Source organism: Streptomyces sp. NPDC050703, assembly GCF_040654435.1.
Classification (GTDB): domain Bacteria; phylum Actinomycetota; class Actinomycetes; order Streptomycetales; family Streptomycetaceae; genus Streptomyces.
This window is the reverse complement of sequence record NZ_JBFAHX010000065.1, coordinates 17,556-33,479: the sequence shown is the minus strand read 5'-3', so window position 1 is coordinate 33,479 and position 15,924 is coordinate 17,556. Positions and strand designations below refer to the sequence as shown.

The 15,924-nt window shown below is 72.2% G+C and carries 17 protein-coding genes; 6 read left to right on the top strand and 11 right to left on the bottom strand.

The window, feature by feature from the left end:
- Window positions 1-84: 84 nt before the first annotated feature.
- Both recG and AB0I16_RS33885 read right to left on the bottom strand, forming a co-directional pair.
- On the bottom strand, window positions 85-2,319 hold the full coding sequence (recG, locus tag AB0I16_RS33890; protein WP_363253513.1) for an ATP-dependent DNA helicase RecG: 2,235 nt from the start codon (window positions 2,317-2,319) through the stop codon (window positions 85-87).
- A gap of 86 nt (window positions 2,320-2,405) precedes the next feature.
- A complete protein-coding gene (locus tag AB0I16_RS33885) occupies window positions 2,406-4,118 on the bottom strand; it encodes a DAK2 domain-containing protein (protein ID WP_363253512.1) in 1,713 nt (570 codons plus the stop codon).
- 240 nt (window positions 4,119-4,358) lie between these two features.
- Here AB0I16_RS33885 and rpmB point away from each other — a divergent pair, with 240 nt between their 5' ends.
- Complete coding sequence (gene rpmB, locus AB0I16_RS33880) at window positions 4,359-4,544, top strand: 50S ribosomal protein L28 (protein WP_016642993.1); 186 nt, start codon at window positions 4,359-4,361, stop codon at window positions 4,542-4,544.
- A gap of 140 nt (window positions 4,545-4,684) precedes the next feature.
- On the opposite strand, the gene thiD is transcribed toward rpmB, so the two are convergent.
- Complete coding sequence (thiD, locus tag AB0I16_RS33875; RefSeq protein ID WP_363253511.1) at window positions 4,685-5,503, bottom strand: bifunctional hydroxymethylpyrimidine kinase/phosphomethylpyrimidine kinase; 819 nt, start codon at window positions 5,501-5,503, stop codon at window positions 4,685-4,687.
- Window positions 5,500-6,468 carry a thiamine-phosphate kinase gene (locus AB0I16_RS33870; RefSeq protein ID WP_363253510.1) on the bottom strand — a complete coding sequence of 323 codons (969 nt, stop codon included), beginning with the start codon at window positions 6,466-6,468 and terminating at the stop codon, window positions 5,500-5,502. The genes thiD and AB0I16_RS33870 overlap by 4 nt, the downstream gene beginning before the upstream one ends.
- A gap of 207 nt (window positions 6,469-6,675) precedes the next feature.
- Here AB0I16_RS33870 and AB0I16_RS33865 point away from each other — a divergent pair, with 207 nt between their 5' ends.
- Window positions 6,676-6,909, top strand: coding sequence for an Lrp/AsnC ligand binding domain-containing protein (locus AB0I16_RS33865; protein WP_016642988.1), 234 nt, complete (start codon window positions 6,676-6,678; stop codon window positions 6,907-6,909).
- A 20-nt stretch (window positions 6,910-6,929) separates the two neighbouring features.
- Window positions 6,930-7,427 carry a DUF3515 domain-containing protein gene (locus tag AB0I16_RS33860; protein WP_363253509.1) on the top strand — a complete coding sequence of 166 codons (498 nt, stop codon included), beginning with the start codon at window positions 6,930-6,932 and terminating at the stop codon, window positions 7,425-7,427.
- A gap of 3 nt (window positions 7,428-7,430) precedes the next feature.
- Here AB0I16_RS33860 and AB0I16_RS33855 read toward each other — a convergent pair whose 3' ends face one another.
- From AB0I16_RS33855 to AB0I16_RS33845, 3 genes are read right to left on the bottom strand one after another with little or no spacing between them, the layout of a single operon-like run.
- A complete protein-coding gene (locus tag AB0I16_RS33855) occupies window positions 7,431-8,612 on the bottom strand; it encodes a D-alanine--D-alanine ligase family protein (protein ID WP_363253508.1) in 1,182 nt (393 codons plus the stop codon).
- Between the two features lie 47 nt (window positions 8,613-8,659).
- On the bottom strand, window positions 8,660-9,697 hold the full coding sequence (locus tag AB0I16_RS33850; RefSeq protein WP_363253507.1) for an NAD(P)H-dependent glycerol-3-phosphate dehydrogenase: 1,038 nt from the start codon (window positions 9,695-9,697) through the stop codon (window positions 8,660-8,662).
- Complete coding sequence (locus AB0I16_RS33845; RefSeq protein ID WP_363253506.1) at window positions 9,694-10,476, bottom strand: lysophospholipid acyltransferase family protein; 783 nt, start codon at window positions 10,474-10,476, stop codon at window positions 9,694-9,696. The genes AB0I16_RS33850 and AB0I16_RS33845 overlap by 4 nt, the downstream gene beginning before the upstream one ends.
- Window positions 10,477-10,658: 182 nt before the next feature.
- On the opposite strand from AB0I16_RS33845, the gene cofC reads away from it, so the two are divergent.
- Both cofC and AB0I16_RS33835 read left to right on the top strand, forming a co-directional pair.
- Window positions 10,659-11,294 (top strand): 2-phospho-L-lactate guanylyltransferase, encoded by a 636-nt coding sequence (cofC, locus tag AB0I16_RS33840; protein ID WP_363253505.1) that lies wholly within the window; start codon window positions 10,659-10,661, stop codon window positions 11,292-11,294.
- Between the two features lie 53 nt (window positions 11,295-11,347).
- Window positions 11,348-11,551: a hypothetical protein gene (locus AB0I16_RS33835; RefSeq protein WP_119271230.1), complete on the top strand. Its 204-nt coding sequence runs from the start codon at window positions 11,348-11,350 to the stop codon at window positions 11,549-11,551.
- 90 nt (window positions 11,552-11,641) lie between these two features.
- Here the strand turns inward: AB0I16_RS33835 and AB0I16_RS33830 are convergent, their stop codons facing one another.
- From AB0I16_RS33830 to leuC, 4 genes are all read right to left on the bottom strand, one after another.
- Window positions 11,642-12,373, bottom strand: a complete 732-nt coding sequence (locus AB0I16_RS33830) for an HU family DNA-binding protein (RefSeq protein WP_363253504.1) — start codon at window positions 12,371-12,373, stop codon at window positions 11,642-11,644.
- A gap of 162 nt (window positions 12,374-12,535) precedes the next feature.
- The gene (locus tag AB0I16_RS33825) at window positions 12,536-12,763 is read right to left on the bottom strand and encodes a hypothetical protein (protein ID WP_363253503.1); all 228 of its coding nucleotides are present in this window, start codon (window positions 12,761-12,763) and stop codon (window positions 12,536-12,538) included.
- A 238-nt stretch (window positions 12,764-13,001) separates the two neighbouring features.
- On the bottom strand, window positions 13,002-13,595 hold the full coding sequence (gene leuD / locus AB0I16_RS33820; RefSeq protein WP_363253502.1) for a 3-isopropylmalate dehydratase small subunit: 594 nt from the start codon (window positions 13,593-13,595) through the stop codon (window positions 13,002-13,004).
- 2 nt (window positions 13,596-13,597) lie between these two features.
- Window positions 13,598-15,025 (bottom strand): 3-isopropylmalate dehydratase large subunit, encoded by a 1,428-nt coding sequence (gene leuC / locus AB0I16_RS33815; RefSeq protein ID WP_363253501.1) that lies wholly within the window; start codon window positions 15,023-15,025, stop codon window positions 13,598-13,600.
- Between the two features lie 180 nt (window positions 15,026-15,205).
- On the opposite strand from leuC, the gene ndgR reads away from it, so the two are divergent.
- A complete protein-coding gene (ndgR, locus tag AB0I16_RS33810) occupies window positions 15,206-15,922 on the top strand; it encodes an IclR family transcriptional regulator NdgR (RefSeq protein WP_030361934.1) in 717 nt (238 codons plus the stop codon).
- Window positions 15,923-15,924: the final 2 nt, after the last annotated feature.

Here is a 15,924-nt window from a genome sequence, read left to right as displayed (position 1 = left end):
GCCGACGACGAGAGTTACTGCGCCGCTCCGGGCACGGACACGGCCGCGGCCGCGGCCGCCCGGCCGCCGGGGTGGGCCGGCCCGTCAGCCCTTGTCGAGGTACTGCTCGCGCTCGGCGTCGAGCAGGGCGTCCAGGGCCGTGCGCAGCTCGGGCTGGTGCTCCAGGCCGGGGTCCTCGGCCACCACCGCGGCCGCCTCCTCGCGGGCGGCGGCGATGACCTCCTCGTCGTCGATGACCGCGAGCATGCGCAGGCTGGAGCGGACGCCGGACTGGGCCTGGCCGAGCACGTCGCCCTCGCGGCGCTGCTCCAGGTCGATGCGGGAGAGCTCGAAGCCGTCGAGCGTGGCGGCGACGGCGCCGAGGCGGGCGCGGGCGGGCGCCGCCTCGGGCATGTCGGTGACCAGGAGGCAGAGGCCGGGGGCGGAGCCGCGGCCGACCCGGCCGCGCAGCTGGTGGAGCTGGGAGACGCCGAAGCGGTCGGCATCCATGATCACCATGGCGGTGGCGTTCGGCACGTTCACCCCGACCTCGATGACCGTCGTCGCGACCAGGACCTGGGTCTCGCCCGCGGCGAAGCGGCGCATCACGGCGTCCTTGTCGTCGGGCTGCATGCGGCCGTGCAGCGGCTCGACCTCAAGGCCCCGCAGGGGGCCCGCCGCGAGCTGCTCGGCGACGTCGAGGACGGCGAGCGGGGGCCGCTTCTCGGCGGTGGCCTCCTGCTCCGCCCGGTCCTCGGCCGACTTCTTCCCGCCGCTCCTGGACGCCTTCTTCGGGTCGTCCTCCTCGTCGCCGATCCGCGGGCAGACCACGTACGCCTGGTGGCCCTTCTCGACCTCCTCGCGCACGCGCTCCCAGGCGCGGGCGAGGAAGTGGGGCTTGTCCTGGGCGGGGACCACATGGCTGGCGATCGGCGACCGGCCGGCCGGGAGCTGGTCGAGGACGGAGGTCTCCAGGTCGCCGAAGACCGTCATCGCGACCGTGCGGGGAATGGGCGTGGCCGTCATGACGAGCAGGTGCGGGGGCTGCTTGCCCTTGCCGCGCAGGGCGTCGCGCTGCTCGACGCCGAAGCGGTGCTGCTCGTCCACGACGACCAGGCCGAGGTCGTGGAACCGCACCTTGTCCTCGATCAGCGCATGGGTGCCGATGACGATGCCGGCCTCGCCCGTGACCAGGTCGAGCAGGGCCTGGCGGCGCCCCGCGGCCCCCATGGAGCCGGTGAGCAGCGTGACCTTGGTGGCCTGCTCGGCGCCGCCGAGCATCCCGCCCTCGGCGAGCTCGCCCATCATCTCGACGATCGAGCGGTGGTGCTGCTGGGCGAGGACCTCGGTCGGCGCGAGCATGGCGGCCTGCCCGCCCGCGTCGACGACGGCGAGCATGGCGCGCAGGGCGACCATCGTCTTGCCCGATCCGACCTCTCCCTGGAGGAGGCGGTGCATCGGGTGCTCGGTCGCGAGGTCGTCGAAGATCTCCTGGGAGACCTTCTGCTGGCCCTCGGTGAGGGTGAAGGGGAGCTTGGCGTCGAAGGCGTCCAGGAGGCCGCCCTCCCTGGGCCTGCGGGCCACGGCGGGGAGCTGCGCGTCCGCGTACCGCCGCCTGGCCAGGGCGACCTGGAGGACGAAGGCCTCGTCCCACTTCAGGCGGTCGCGGGCGGCGGCGATGTCGGCCTTGGAGTGCGGGCGGTGGATCTTCAGGAGCGCTTCGGGGAGCGGGACGAGGGCGCGGCCCTCCCGGAGCGGGGCGGGCAGCGGGTCGAGGGCTTCCCGGGCGCTCGGCAGGACCGTCTCGACGGACTTGGCGATCTTCCAGGACTCCAGCTGCTTGCACGCCGGGTAGATCGGGAGGAGCGCGCCCGCCCAGCTGTCCACGGCGTCGGGGTCGGCGCCGCGCAGCGGTTCGTACGCCGGGTGGGCCAGCTGGAGGCGGTGGTTGAAGACGGAGACCTTGCCCGCGAACATCGCGCGGGTGCCGGGCAGCAGCTCCGTGTGCGGTTTGTGGACGCCGCGGCCGAAGAAGACCAGGCGGAGCTCGCCGCTGCCGTCGGTGATGGTGACTTCGAGGCGCTGGCCCTGGCCGCGGGGCGCCTTGGGCGACTTGAACGTGTGCAGGCGCGCGCTCGCGACCTGGGCGACCACCGTGACGTGCTCGTCCAGCGGGAGGTCGGCGAGGCGGGTCAGCTCGCCCCGCTCGGCATACCGCCGGGGGTAGTGGTGCAGGAGGTCGCCGACCGTGTGCAGGCCGAGGTGCTCGGCCATCACCTTCGCGGTGGCGGGACCGACCACTTTCTTCAGGGGTTCTTCGAGCGCGGGCACGAGATCCATTGCACACCACCCCACTGACAATCCGTCGCAGCCCCCGGTGTCCGCAGGTCACCGGCTGTGTGGGCGGGGGCGTCCCGCCGGGTGCGCTACTCCACGCCGATCAGCATCAGCGCCGCCTGGCGACCGCCGCGGTAGACGACCGTGTCGACGGCCAGGTACGTCTCGCGCACGTGCTTCTCCAACCGCTCGGCCACCGTGTCGGGGACGGAGTCGCCGAGGACGAGCGTGACCATCTCGCCACCCGCGGACAGCATGCGGTCGAGGACCGCGGTGGCGGTGTGCGCGACCTCGGAGCCGATCACGGCGACGTCGCCGTCGATCAGGCCGAGCACGTCACCGGCCTGGCAGATGCCCGCCATGGTCCAGGACTGCCGCTCGGCGACGGCCAGTTCGCCGTAGCGCGTCGCGCCGGCCGCCGACGTCATGGCGACCACGTCCTCGTCGAAGCCGCGGTCCGGCTCGTGCACGGCGAGGGCCGCGATGCCCTGCACCGCGGAACGGGTGGGGATCAGCGCGACGCGCACACCCTCCGTCCTCGCCTGCTGCGCCGCGGCGGCGGCCGTGTGCCGCAGCTCCGCGTCGTTGGGCAGGAGCACCACTTCGCGCGCGTGCGCCCGTCTGACGGCGTCGACCAGTTCACCGCTCGCGGGCGGCTCCCCCACGCGCGTGGGCACGGTGGTCGCGCCGGCCTCGGCGTAGAGCCCGGCGAGCCCCTCGCCGGGGACGACCGCGACGATGGCCCGCTGGGCGCGCTCCCTGGGCCGCCGCGGGGTGGTGTGCGCGTCGCCGAGGCCGAAGTGGGTGATGCGGATGCGGTGCGGGCGGCCCGCCTCCACGCCCGCCTCGACGGCCGCTCCCGCGTCGTCGACATGGACGTGGACGTTCCACAGTCCGTCGCCGCCGACCACCACGAGGGAGTCGCCGAGCCCGTCGAGCCGGGTCCGCAGCCGGGCGACGGCGGCGTCGTCCGCCTCCAGGAGGTAGATCACCTCGAAGGCGGGGCCGTCCTCCTCGGCCGGGGGGTCGTCGCACGCGGCGGCCTCGTCCACCGGCGGGACGCCGTCGCCCTCGCCTGCCGCCACGCGTGCGTGGCCCCCTCCGGCGCTCACGCGTGCGTGGCCGGCCTCGGCGCCCCCGTACGGTGCCCTCTCGCCCGACAGCGCGGCCACCAGCGCCCCGAGCACCGCGACGAGGCCGCGGCCGCCCGCGTCCACCACGCCTGCCCGGCCGAGGACGGCGAGCTGCCCCGGGGTGAGGGCCAGGGCCGCGCGTGCCCCCTCGCAGGCGGCGCGTGCCACGGCCTCGCAGTCGTCGGCGTCCTCGGCCGACGCGGCCTTCGCCGCCGCGGTCGCCACCGTGAGGACGGTGCCCTCCACCGGGTGCGCGACCGCCTCGTACGCGGACTCCGCGGCCCGTCGCAGGGCCAGCTCCAGGGTCCGGCCGTCGGCGTGATCCGCGTCACGGGCGCCCTCGCCGTCCGGGCCGCCGAGGACCTGGGCCATGCCGCGCAGGAGCTGCGAGAGGATCGTGCCCGAGTTGCCGCGGGCCCCGATGAGGGCCCCGTGCGCCATCGCGCGCACCGTCTGGGCCAGGGAGGGGGCGGCCGGCTCATGGCCCGTGAAGGCGGCGTCGACGGCCTGGGAAGCCGACTCCATGGTGAGGTAGAGGTTCGTCCCCGTGTCGCCGTCGGCGACCGGGTAGACGTTGATGGAGTCGATCTCCTCGCGGGCCCCGCCGAGGGCCTCCAGAGCCAGTCGGCACCAGGCGCGCACCGCGACCGCGTCGAGGTTCTGCGGCACCTTTCGCCTCCTTGACCGTGCTCGGGATGGACGCAGCGTAGACCCGGGGTGAACGGGGGCTCCGGGGCGGGGGGCGGGGAAGACATGGTAGTTTCGTTGTACCGAAGCAGTCGTTGTATGCTGCTCCGGTTGCCCGATACACATCGGGACATTCCTCCTGGCAACGCCATTCCGATCATTGCACTGATCCCGGCATGCCGGGATTAACCGTAAGTGCATCTGAAGTCTTTGGAGTGACCCGTGGCTGCCAACTGCGACGTCTGCGGCAAGGGGCCGGGCTTCGGCAACAACATCTCGCACTCGCACCGCCGTACGCCCCGTCGCTGGAACCCGAACATCCAGCGTGTGCGTGCCGTGGTGAGCGGGACGCCGAAGCGCCTCAACGCCTGCACCTCGTGCATCAAGGCCGGCAAGGTCTCGCGCTGACGTCAGCGCGGCCACCTAGCTGGTTGCTGAATCAGCCGGTTCCCCGTCAGGGGGGCCGGCTTTTTCGTGCGCCTACGCTCACGCCCCCGGAGTGCCCGGGGAGCGCCGGCCACGGCGGGTGACCCGCGCTCCGCGCGGGACTACGCCTCCCTGAACCGCCAGGCGTGATCGACCGGGCCGATCCCGCCGCCGAGCGCGAAGCCGGCGGCTATCGCGCCGGTCACGTACTCCTTGGCCGCCGCGACGGCCGCGGGGACGTCGTCGCCCAGGGCGAGCCGCGCGGCGATCGCGCTCGCCAGCGTGCAGCCGGTGCCGTGGGTGTGCCGGTTGTCGTGGCGCGGGGCCCGCAGGACGTGCTCCTCGGAGCCGTCGGTGAGCAGGTCGACGGCGTCGCCTTCGAGGTGGCCGCCCTTGATGAGCACCCACCGGGGGCCGTGGGCGAGGACCGCGGCGGCGGCGCGCCGCAGGCCGTCCTCGGAGGTGACCTCGACGCCGGTGAGCTGGGCGACCTCGTCGAGGTTGGGCGTCGCGACGGTGGCGGCGGGCAGCAGCTTCCTACGGACCGAGTCGAGCGCGGACGCCGCGAGCAGCGAGTCGCCGTGCTTGGAGACGCCGACCGGGTCGACCACGGCGGGCGCGTCCGTGCCCGCGAGCAACTCCGCGACCGTCTCGACCAGTTCGGCCGAGGCCAGCATGCCGGTCTTGACGGCCCCTACGCCGATGTCGTCGACGACGCTGCGGTACTGGGCCCGCACCGCCTCGGCGGGCAGCTCCCAGAAGCCCTGCACGCCCAGCGAGTTCTGCGCGGTGACGGCCGTGACGACGCTCATGCCGTGCGTGCCGAGGGCCAGCATCGTCTTCAGGTCGGCCTGGATGCCCGCACCGCCGCCGGAGTCGGAGCCCGCGACGGTCAGGACGCGGGGCGGGGCGGCCGGGGCCGCCGCGGGACGCGCGCTCATCCGGCGTCCCCGTTGTCCCCGAAGTGGTCCCAGCCCTTGCTGGTCCAGGGCGCCCCGTCCACGGTCACCTGGGGCAGCGCGGAGGGGTTCAGGACCTCGCCGATGACCTTCCAGCGGGCGGGCAGCTTCACGTCGGCGGGGAAGGTCGCCACGATCGCGTGGTCCTCGCCGCCGTTGAGCACCCACTGGAGCGGGTCGACGCCGACGGCCTGGCCGATGTCGTTCATCTGGATGGGCACGTCGACGTCTCCCGAGCGGATGTCGATGCGTACCTTGCTCGCCTCGGCGATGTGGCCGAGGTCGGCGATGAGGCCGTCGCTGACGTCCGTCATGGAGGTCGCGCCGAGCCCGGCGGCCGCGGGCCCCGCGTGGTAGGGCGGCTCGGGCCTGCGGTGGGCCTCCACGAAGGCGCGCGGGGAGTGGAAGCCGCGCGAGAGCACCGCGTGGCCCGCCGCGGACCAGCCGAGCCAGCCGGTGACGGCGACGACGTCGCCGGGCTGCGCGCCCGCGCGCGTGACGGCCTCGTGGTTGCGCAGGTCGCCGAGGGCGGTGATCGCGACGGTGATCGTGTCGCCGCGCACGACGTCGCCGCCCACGACGGCCGCGCCGGCGACCTGGCACTCGTCCCTGAGGCCGTCCATCAGCTCGGTCGGCCAGCTCGCGGGCAGCTCGGCGGGGACGACGAGGCCGAGCAGCAGCGCGGTCGGCACGGCGCCCATGGCGGCGATGTCGGCGAGGTTCTGCGCGGCGGCCTTGCGGCCCACGTCGTACGCGGTGGACCAGTCGCGGCGGAAGTGCCGCCCTTCGAGGAGGATGTCGGTGCTCGCCACGACCCTGCGGTCCGGAGCGGACACGACCGCGGCGTCGTCGCCGGGGCCGATCCGTACGGCCGGGGTGGAGGTGAGCCGCGAGGTCAGCTCCCGGATGAGCCCGAACTCCCCCAACTCGCCCACGGTTCCCTTCACCGAGTCTCACCATGCCCTTTCACACTGCTCGGCTTGCGGTCGCGAGCCGTCTGCGTCGTCGGTACGGTCGACGTGACCGTTGAATTCTGCTGGCCGTCCACCACGATGTCCGCCACAGCCCGCCCGGGTCTCCCCGCGGCGAGCGGCGACGCGGTACCGTGGCGTCCCTTCTCCCCACATGATCCTCGTGGCCGCCCTGGAGGTTCCGTGGTACAGGCGTACATCCTGATCCAAACAGAGGTCGGCAAGGCGTCGACCGTCGCCGAGCTGATCGGCAAGATCCCGGGGGTGATCCAGGCCGAGGACGTGACCGGTCCCTACGATGTCATCGTGCGCGCCCAGGCGGACACGGTGGACGAACTCGGCCGCATGGTGGTCGCCAAGGTCCAGCAAGTGGACGGCATCACCCGAACCCTGACCTGCCCGGTCGTGCACTTGTAGCCCCCGTCTAACCTGGCCCGGTGAACTTCCCCCGTCTCCGGCGCCGCTGCCTCACAGGAACGTCCGCCCTCGCGCTGCTGATCACGGCGGCGGCCTGCTCAACTTCGGACGGCGAGGCGTCAGTGGTGGTTCCCTCCCCGGCCGCGAAGGCCGCGGGACTCTGCCGGGACCTGCACGGACAGCTGCCGGAGAAGGTCGACGGACTGGAGCGGACCGACCCCGGGCCCGCGTCGGAGCTGACCGCCGGGTGGGGAGACCCGGCGATCATACTGCGCTGTGGTGTCGAGCGACCCCGCGAGATGATCGACCCCGACTACGCCGCGAAGAACGGCGTCAAGGTGGACGGCGTCGCCTGGCTGCTGCAGAAGCACGACGACGGGTCGTACACCTTCACCACCGGGGCGCGCCTCGCCTACGTGGAGGTGACGCTGCCCGCGGAGCGCGCGGGGGGCGGCCTGAGTCCGCTCACGGACTTCGCCGCCCCCATCAAGAAGACGGTCCCCGAAGGGGTCGCCTGAGCGTCAGCGCAGGCCCGTGGAGCGGTTCAGGGCCGCCTGGATCAGGCGGTCCACCAGCTCCGCGTAGCCCACGCCGCTCTTCTCCCACATCTGCGGGTACATCGAGATGGGCGTGAAGCCCGGCATGGTGTTGATCTCGTTGATCACGAACCGGCCGTCCTCGGTGAGGAAGAAGTCCGCGCGCACCAGGCCCTCGCAGGACGCCGCCTCGAACGCCTCGACGGCGAGGCGCTGGATCTCCGCGGTCTCCTCGGGCGTCAGCGGCGCGGGCACGATGCCGGGCGTCGAGTCGATGTACTTCGCCTCGAAGTCGTAGTAGTCGTGCGTCTGCACCGGGGGGATCTCGGCGGGCACGCTCGCCCGGGGCCCGTCCTCGAACTCCAGGACGCCGCACTCGATCTCGCGGCCCCGCAGCAGGGCCTCGACGAGGATCTTGGGGTCGTGGCGCTGCGCCTCGGCGATCGCCTCGTCCAGGCCGTCGAAGGAGTCCACCTTCGTGATGCCGATCGAGGAACCCGCGCGCGCGGGCTTGATGAACAGCGGCCAGCCGTGCTCGCCCGCGAAGTCCGCGACGCGCTGCCGGGCGCCCGCCTCGTCCTGCCGCCACTCGCGCGGGCGGATCACCAGGTACGGGCCGACGTCGAGCCCGAAGGAGGTGAACACCCGCTTCATGTAGTCCTTGTCCTGGCCCACGGCCGAGGCGAGGACACCGGAGCCCACGTACGGCACTCCGGAGAGTTCGAGCAGCCCCTGCAGGGTGCCGTCCTCTCCGTAGGGGCCGTGCAGCATCGGGAAGACGACGTCGACCTCGCCGAGTGCCTTGGGCACCGAGCCGGGCTCGCTGTAGACGACCTCGCGGTTGCCGGGGTCGACGGGCAGCACGACGCCGCCCTCCACGGAGTCCGCGATCTCGGCGACGTTCGGCATCCTGCGGTCGGCGATGGCCATCCGCTCGGGCTCGTCGGCGGTCAGCGCCCAGCGGCCGTCCGTCGTGATGCCGATGGGCAGGACGTCGTACTTGGTGCGGTCGATCGCGCGCAGCACGGCGCCGGCCGTGACGACGGAGATGCCGTGCTCCGAGCTGCGGCCGCCGAAGACGACGGCCACGCGGGGCTTGCGGGGCGGCGGCTCAGAGCTCGACTCGGGGCGCTGCTCAGGGCTCTGGGGGAGGTTCTCGCTGCTCATATCGGCTTGAGAGTACCTGTTGCGCCCGGCGGGAGTCAGTCGTGACGTCAGCGGCGCTCGGGCTTGGCGCTGCGCGACATCAGCTCCTTCAGGGCGACCAGCGGGGGCGTGCCCTCGTGCACGATGCCGACGACGGTCTCCGTGATCGGCATGTCGACGTCGTGCCTGCGGGCCAGATCCAGCACCGACTCGCAGGACTTGACGCCCTCGGCGGTCTGCTTGGTGACGGCGATGGTCTCCTGGAGGGTCATGCCCTTGCCGAGGTTGGTGCCGAAGGTGTGGTTGCGCGAGAGCGGCGACGAGCAGGTCGCCACCAGGTCGCCCAGCCCGGCGAGTCCGGAGAAGGTCAGCGGGTCCGCGCCCATGGCGAGCCCGAGGCGGGTGGTCTCGGCGAGGCCGCGCGTGATGAGCGAGCCCTTGGTGTTGTCGCCGAGGCCCATGCCGTCCGCGATGCCCACGGCGAGCCCGATGACGTTCTTGACGGCACCGCCGAGCTCGCAGCCGACGACGTCGGTGTTGGTGTACGGGCGGAAGTACGGCGTGTGGCAGGCCCTCTGGAGGCGCTGGGCGACGGCTTCGTCCCGGCAGGCCACCACGGCGGCGGCCGGCTGCCTGGCGGCGATCTCGCGGGCGAGGTTGGGCCCGGTGACGACGGCGACGCGCTCGGCGGCCACCTTCGTCACGTCCTCGATGACCTCGCTCATCCGCATGGCGGAGCCGAGTTCGACGCCCTTCATGAGGGAGACGAGGACGGTCTCGGGGGCCAGGAGCGGCGACCAGGCGGCGAGGTTCTCGCGCAGGGTCTGGGAGGGCACGGCGAGGACGGTGAAGTCGGCGCCGTCGGCGGCCTCGGCGGGGTCGGTGGTCGCGCGGAGGTTCTCCGGCAGCTCGACGTCCGGGAGGTAGTCGGGGTTGCGGCGCGTGGAGTTGACGGCGTCGGCCAGTTCGGCCCTGCGGCCCCACAGGGTGACGTCGCACCCCGCGTCGGCGAGGACCATGCCGAAGGCCGTACCCCAGGAGCCCGATCCGAAGACGGCGGCCTTCACGGGGCCCGCCGTGTGCCCGGCGTTCTCGGGGTGCGTCACTTGCTGTCCTCCGGGGTGCTGTCGGTGGTGCCCTGCGCGGCGCTGTGGCCCGCTGCCTTGCGTCGTTGTTCCAGCCGTGCCCTGCGCGGGTCGTACGGCGTCGCGGGGGCGTTCTCGCCCCTGATCTCCTCCAGGAGTTCGGTGATCGCGGCCATGATGGCCTCGGTCGCCTCGCGGAGCACGTCGGGCGTGGGCTCCTTGCCGTAGAAGCGCGACAGGTCGACGGGCTTCCCCGCCTTCACCTGAAGGGTCTTGCGGGGGAAGAGGGAGAGCTTCTTGCTGTACGGCGGCAGGGCGAGGTTGGCGCCCCACTGGGCGACGGGGATCACCGGGCAGCGGGTCTCCAGCGCGACCCTCGCGGCACCGGACTTGGCCGTCATCGGCCAGACGTCGGGGTCCCTGGTAAGGGTGCCCTCGGGGTAGAAGGCGACGCACTCGCCGCGCCGGATGGCGTCGACGGCGGCCCTGAAGGCGTCCAGCGCGTTCGTGGTCTCGCGGTAGACCGGGATCTGGCCGGTGCCCTTCATGACCTTCGCGACGAAGCCGCCCTTGAAAAGGCCGTCCTTGGCAAGGAAACGCGGTACCCGTCCGGTGTTGTACTGGTAGTGCGCGTAGGACAGCGGATCGATATACGAGTTGTGGTTCACCGCCGTGATGAATCCGCCGTCGGCCGGAATGTGCTCCATTCCACGCCAGTCCCGCTTGAACAGAACCACCAGCGGCGGTTTTGCGATCACCGCCGCAAGGCGGTACCAGAAGCCGATTCTGCGGCGGGACACGCGGGCACCTTCCTTCATGAACCTGTTCGGCCGCACAAGTGTCGCCCCGGGCTGCCGGTCTGTCGAGAACACCGTACGCCCACACGTCCGCCGCCACCGCCCCCGCGCCGCCGCTTCCGCGTGCCCGGTGCCCGGTGCCGCCGACAGGTCACAATGGGCGCGACGACAAGGACGGAGCGCCCGTGCAGTGGACCCTGGTCATACCCCTGAAACCGCTGGCGCGCGCCAAGAGCAGGCTGGCCGCCACCGCCGGTGACGGTCTGCGCCCCGGCCTCGCCCTGGCCTTCGCCCAGGACACCGTGGCCGCGGCGGTGGCCTGCCCGGCGGTGCGGGATGTGGCGGTCGTCACGGACGACGCCCTGGCGCGGCGCGAGCTGTCGGCGCTGGGGGCCCGCGTGGTCCCCGACGCCCCGCGGGCGGGCCTCAACGCCGCGCTGCGGCACGGCAGCGCGGCCGTCCGCGCGGGCCGCCCCGAAGCGGCCGTCGCGGCCCTGAACGCCGATCTGCCCGCGCTGCGGCCGAGGGAATTGGCCCGCGCACTGGACCGCGCCACTCATTTCCCGCGCGCATTTCTGCCGGATACCGCGGGAATGGGCACGACACTTCTGACGGCAGCGGCGGGAACGGAATTGTCCCCCGTATTCGGTACGGACTCCCGCGCCCGACACGCGGCGTCGGGGGCCGTGGAAATGGCGCTCGAAGGCGTCGATTCCGTGCGCCAGGACGTGGATACCGGCGATGATCTGCGGGCCGCTCTCGCACTCGGCGTGGGCCCGCGCACCGCCGCGGCGGCCGCCCGGCTGCTCATCGCCGACTGAACCGGCGGCGGGGACCGCGTACGCGCCCCCGGGGACTGAGTACGCTTCCCTCCATGCAGGCGACCGCGTACACGTACGACTCCGAGACCCGCAGCGGCAGCGTGCTGCTCGACGACGGCACCCCGGTGCCCTTCGGGGCACCCGCGTTCGACGCGGGCGGGCTGCGGCTGCTGCGGCCGGGGCAGCGGGTGCGCATCGAGGTCGAGGGCGAGGGCGAGGGGCGCCGGATCACCCTGGTGACGCTGCAGACGTTCTGAACCGGCGTACCCGACCCCCCGTACGGCGCAACGACGCGGGCCGGGCTCCCCCGTGGGAGCCCGGCCCGGCGCGTGAGTGCCCTGTGTGCCCTACTTCTTGCGGGCGGTGGCCTTCTTGGCGGTCGTCTTGCGCGCCGTGGACTTCTTGGCGGGCGCCTTCTTGGCGGTGGCCTTCGTCGCCGGAGCGGTCTTCTTCGCCGTCGTCTTCTTGGCGGCGGGCGCGGCCTTCTTCGCGGGCGTGGCCTTCTTGGCCGCCGTCGTCTTGGCCGCCGTCGTCTTGGCCGGCGTCGCCTTCTTGGCGGGCGTGGCCTTCTTCGCCGCGGCCTTCTTCGCCGTCGCCGTGGTCTTCTTGGCGGGCGTGGCCTTCTTCGCGGCGGTCTTCTTCGCCGTCGCCGCCGTCGTCGTGGTGGACGTGGCCTTCTTGGCGGCGGTCTTCTTGGCGGTCGTCGCCTTCTTGGCCGCGGCCTTCTTGACCGTCGCCGAAGCACCGCCGGTCAGGCTGCCCTTGGGCGCCTTCTTGACCGCGACGTCGTTCTTCGGGAGCTTCTTCGAACCGCTCACCAGGTCCTTGAACCCCTGACCGGCGCGGAAGCGCGGAACCGAGGTCTTCTTGACCCGTACGCGCTCCCCGGTCTGCGGGTTGCGGGCGTAACGGGCCGGACGGTCGACCTTCTCGAACGAGCCGAAGCCGGTGACCGAAACACGGTCTCCGCCGACCACGGCGCGGACGACGGCGTCCAGGACCGCGTCCACGGCGTCGGCGGCCTGCTGACGGCCCCCGACCTTGTCGGCAATCGCTTCTACGAGCTGCGCCTTGTTCACGTCTTCCCCTTCGGAGACATTGCCGGGAGCGAAATACTCCGGCTTTTTCGCACGTTAGGCAGATATATACCGCAAATCAAACACGAAACGGGCTAATCACCCTTGTGCCGCAACGAACTGGCCCATCTCGGAGTTCCTCGAAGGCCCGTTGAGGCTCGGCGCTCAGACGTCTTCCGGGAATCGGCCCTCGTCGAGGGAGACCATGAATCGCTCCAGACGCCTTGCCGCACCGGCGAGATCGTGTTTGGCCGCGGCCGTAATGACCAGCAGCTTCCGGGTCAGCGCCATCCGTACGCCCTCCGGGACTTGCAGTTCGCGCACTCTTGAGTGCGCTTCCTTCAGTTGGTCCGCGACGAGCCCGTAGAGCTCGAGTTGGCTGTCACGTCCCATGCACCGATTGTGCCATCTGGGGCGAGTTGTCGCCTCCGCAGGGGGTAACTGCCGCCGTCCGCCGCTGTTTCGAGGGTACCTTGCCCGGCCGAGTACAAGGGGATTTCAAGCCTCTTCTTCCCTTCGCGGTCCGGGAGTTGACGCCACTCGACCAGACCGTCTGCCCCCGTTCGGAGGGCGCACACAGATGTACCCCCAACCGTCCACGATTGGGGGTACATCGGGGTGTTGCGGAGCGTCAGACCTGAACGGTCCTGGGCTTGAACGAGGGCCGTCCGCTCTCGTACGCGGAGATGTCCTGCTCGTTCCTGAGCGTGATGCTGATGTCGTCCAGGCCGTTCAGGAGCCGCCAGCGGGCGTTCTCGTCGAGGTCGAAGTCGGCGGTGACGCCTGCCGCGCGGACCTGGCGGTCCTCCAGGTCGACGGTGATCTCGGCCTGCGGGTCGCTCTCGGTCAGCTCCCAGAGCGCGTCCACGACCTTCTGGTCGAGCACCACGGTGAGCAGGCCGTTCTTCAGCGAGTTGCCCCGGAAGATGTCGGCGAAGCGGGAGGAGATCACGGTCTTGAAGCCGTAGTTCTGCAGGGCCCAGACGGCGTGCTCGCGCGAGGAGCCCGTGCCGAAGTCGGGACCCGCCACCAGGACGGTGGCGCCCTGGCGCTCGGGCTTGTTGAGGACGAACTCCGCGTCCTTGCGCCAGGCCTCGAAGAGACCGTCCTCGAAGCCGTCCCTGGTGACCTTCTTCAGCCAGTGGGCGGGGATGATCTGGTCGGTGTCCACGTTGCTGCGGCGCAGCGGGACGGCCCGGCCGGTGTGCTTGGTGAATGCTTCCATGGCTATCGGACTCCGGCGGTCACGGGGGTGTCGGACAGGTCGGCGGGCGATGCCAGGTGGCCGGTGACCGCGCTGGCGGCGGCGACCTGCGGGGACACCAGGTGGGTGCGCCCGCCCTTGCCCTGCCTGCCCTCGAAGTTGCGGTTGGACGTGGACGCCGAGCGCTCGCCGGGGGCCAGTTGGTCGGGGTTCATGCCGAGGCACATCGAGCAGCCCGCGTGCCGCCATTCGGCGCCGGCGGCGGTGAAGACCTTGTCCAGGCCCTCCTCGACGGCCTGCAGGGCGACCCGGACCGAGCCGGGGACGACCAGCATCCGCACGCCGTCGGCGACCTTGCGGCCCTCGACGACGGCGGCGGCCGCCCGCAGGTCCTCGATGCGGCCGTTGGTGCAGGAACCCACGAAGACGGTGTCGACCGCGATGTCCCGCAGCGCCTGGCCCGCGGTCAACCCCATGTACTCCAGCGCCTTTTCGGCGGCGTGGCGCTCCGATGCGTCTTCGTACGAAGCCGGGTCGGGGACGCTGGCCGACAGCGGGGCGCCCTGGCCCGGGTTGGTGCCCCAGGTCACGAACGGCGCGAGCTCGGTGGCGTCGATGTAGACCTCGGCGTCGAAGACGGCGTCCTCGTCGGTGCGCAGGGTCTTCCAGTACGCGACGGCGGCGTCCCAGTCCTCGCCCTTCGGGGCGTGGTCGCGGCCCTGGAGGTAGTCGAAGGTGGTCCGGTCGGGGGCGATCATGCCGGCGCGGGCGCCCGCCTCGATGGACATGTTGCAGATGGTCATGCGGGCCTCCATCGAAAGCTTCTCGATGGCCGGGCCGCGGTACTCCAGGACGTAGCCCTGGCCGCCGCCGGTGCCGATCTTCGCGATGATGGCGAGGATCAGGTCCTTGGCGGTGACGTCGTCGGGCAGCTCGCCGTCGACGGTGATGGCCATGGTCTTGGGGCGGGCCATCGGCAGCGTCTGGGTGGCGAGCACGTGCTCGACCTGCGAGGTGCCGATGCCGAACGCCAGCGCGCCGAAGGCACCGTGGGTGGAGGTGTGCGAGTCGCCGCAGACCACCGTGGTGCCCGGCTGGGTCAGTCCGAGCTGCGGTCCCACCACGTGGACGACGCCCTGCTCGACGTCGCCCAGCGGGTGCAGCCGGACGCCGAACTCCGCGCAGTTCTTGCGCAGCGTCTCCAGCTGGGCCCGCGAGACCGGGTCGGCGATCGGCTTGTCGATGTCGAGGGTCGGGGTGTTGTGATCCTCGGTCGCGATGGTGAGGTCGAGCCGCCGCACCCGGCGGCCCGCCTGGCGGAGGCCGTCGAAGGCCTGGGGGCTGGTCACCTCGTGCAGCAGGTGCAGATCGATGAAGAGGAGGTCGGGCTCGCCCTCGGCGCGCCGGACGACGTGGTCGTCCCAGACCTTCTCCGCGAGTGTCCTACCCATCGCTTTCCCTCCGGCCGGCGGCGTCGCCGGCCCAACTAGAGAATCCGTTCGCCGACGCGCGTACCCCTCGTGCCGCACGTCGACCGCCGACCCGTTGGTCCGCGGATCGCTCGTACAGAGTGGCGCGTCTCAAGAAAAATTGAACTTGCGTTTCACAGAGTGAGACGGGAGTATCGACGCATGGACAACTCTAGCGGCGTCGGCGTTCTCGACAAGGCGGCTCTCGTCCTGAGCGCCCTGGAGTCCGGCCCGGCCACCCTCGCGGGGCTGGTCGCGGCCACCGGGCTCGCACGACCCACGGCCCACCGGCTGGCCGTGGCACTGGAACACCACCGGATGGTGGCGCGGGACATGCAGGGCCGCTTCATTCTCGGCCCCCGCCTCGCGGAACTCGCGGCGGCGGCGGGCGAGGACCGCCTCCTCGCCACGGCGGGCCCCGTCCTCACGCACCTGCGGGACGTGACGGGCGAGAGCGCGCAGCTCTACCGCCGCCAGGGCGACATGCGCATCTGCGTGGCCGCCGCGGAGCGTCTCTCCGGCCTGCGGGACACCGTCCCCGTCGGCTCGACGCTCACCATGAAGGCGGGCTCGTCGGCGCAGATCCTGATGGCCTGGGAGGAGCCCGAGCGCCTGCACCGCGGCCTTCAGGGCGCCCGCTTCACGGCCACGGCCCTCTCGGGCGTACGCCGCAGGGGCTGGGCCCAGTCCATCGGCGAGCGGGAGCCGGGCGTCGCGTCCGTCTCCGCGCCCGTGCGCGGGCCCTCCAACCGCGTGGTCGCCGCCGTCTCGGTCTCCGGGCCGATCGAGCGCCTGACGCGCCACCCGGGCCGGATGCACGCCCAGGCGGTCATCGACGCCGCGGGCAGGCTCTCCGAGGCCCTGCGCCGCACGAGCTGACC

Bases quoted from the DNA above. Each gene is read 5' to 3' on its own strand.
- recG (WP_363253513.1), bottom strand. From the start codon at position 2,319: ATGGATCTCGTGCCCGCGCTCGAAGAACCCCTGAAGAAAGTGGTCGGT.
- thiD (WP_363253511.1), bottom strand. From the start codon at position 5,503: ATGAGCGCGCGTCCCGCGGCGGCCCCGGCCGCCCCGCCCCGCGTCCTG.
- AB0I16_RS33855 (WP_363253508.1), bottom strand. From the start codon at position 8,612: ATGAGCAGCGAGAACCTCCCCCAGAGCCCTGAGCAGCGCCCCGAGTCG.
- AB0I16_RS33835 (WP_119271230.1), top strand. From the start codon at position 11,348: ATGCAGGCGACCGCGTACACGTACGACTCCGAGACCCGCAGCGGCAGC.
- AB0I16_RS33825 (WP_363253503.1), bottom strand. From the start codon at position 12,763: ATGGGACGTGACAGCCAACTCGAGCTCTACGGGCTCGTCGCGGACCAA.
- leuD (WP_363253502.1), bottom strand. From the start codon at position 13,595: ATGGAAGCATTCACCAAGCACACCGGCCGGGCCGTCCCGCTGCGCCGC.
- leuC (WP_363253501.1), bottom strand. From the start codon at position 15,025: ATGGGTAGGACACTCGCGGAGAAGGTCTGGGACGACCACGTCGTCCGG.
- ndgR (WP_030361934.1), top strand. From the start codon at position 15,206: ATGGACAACTCTAGCGGCGTCGGCGTTCTCGACAAGGCGGCTCTCGTC.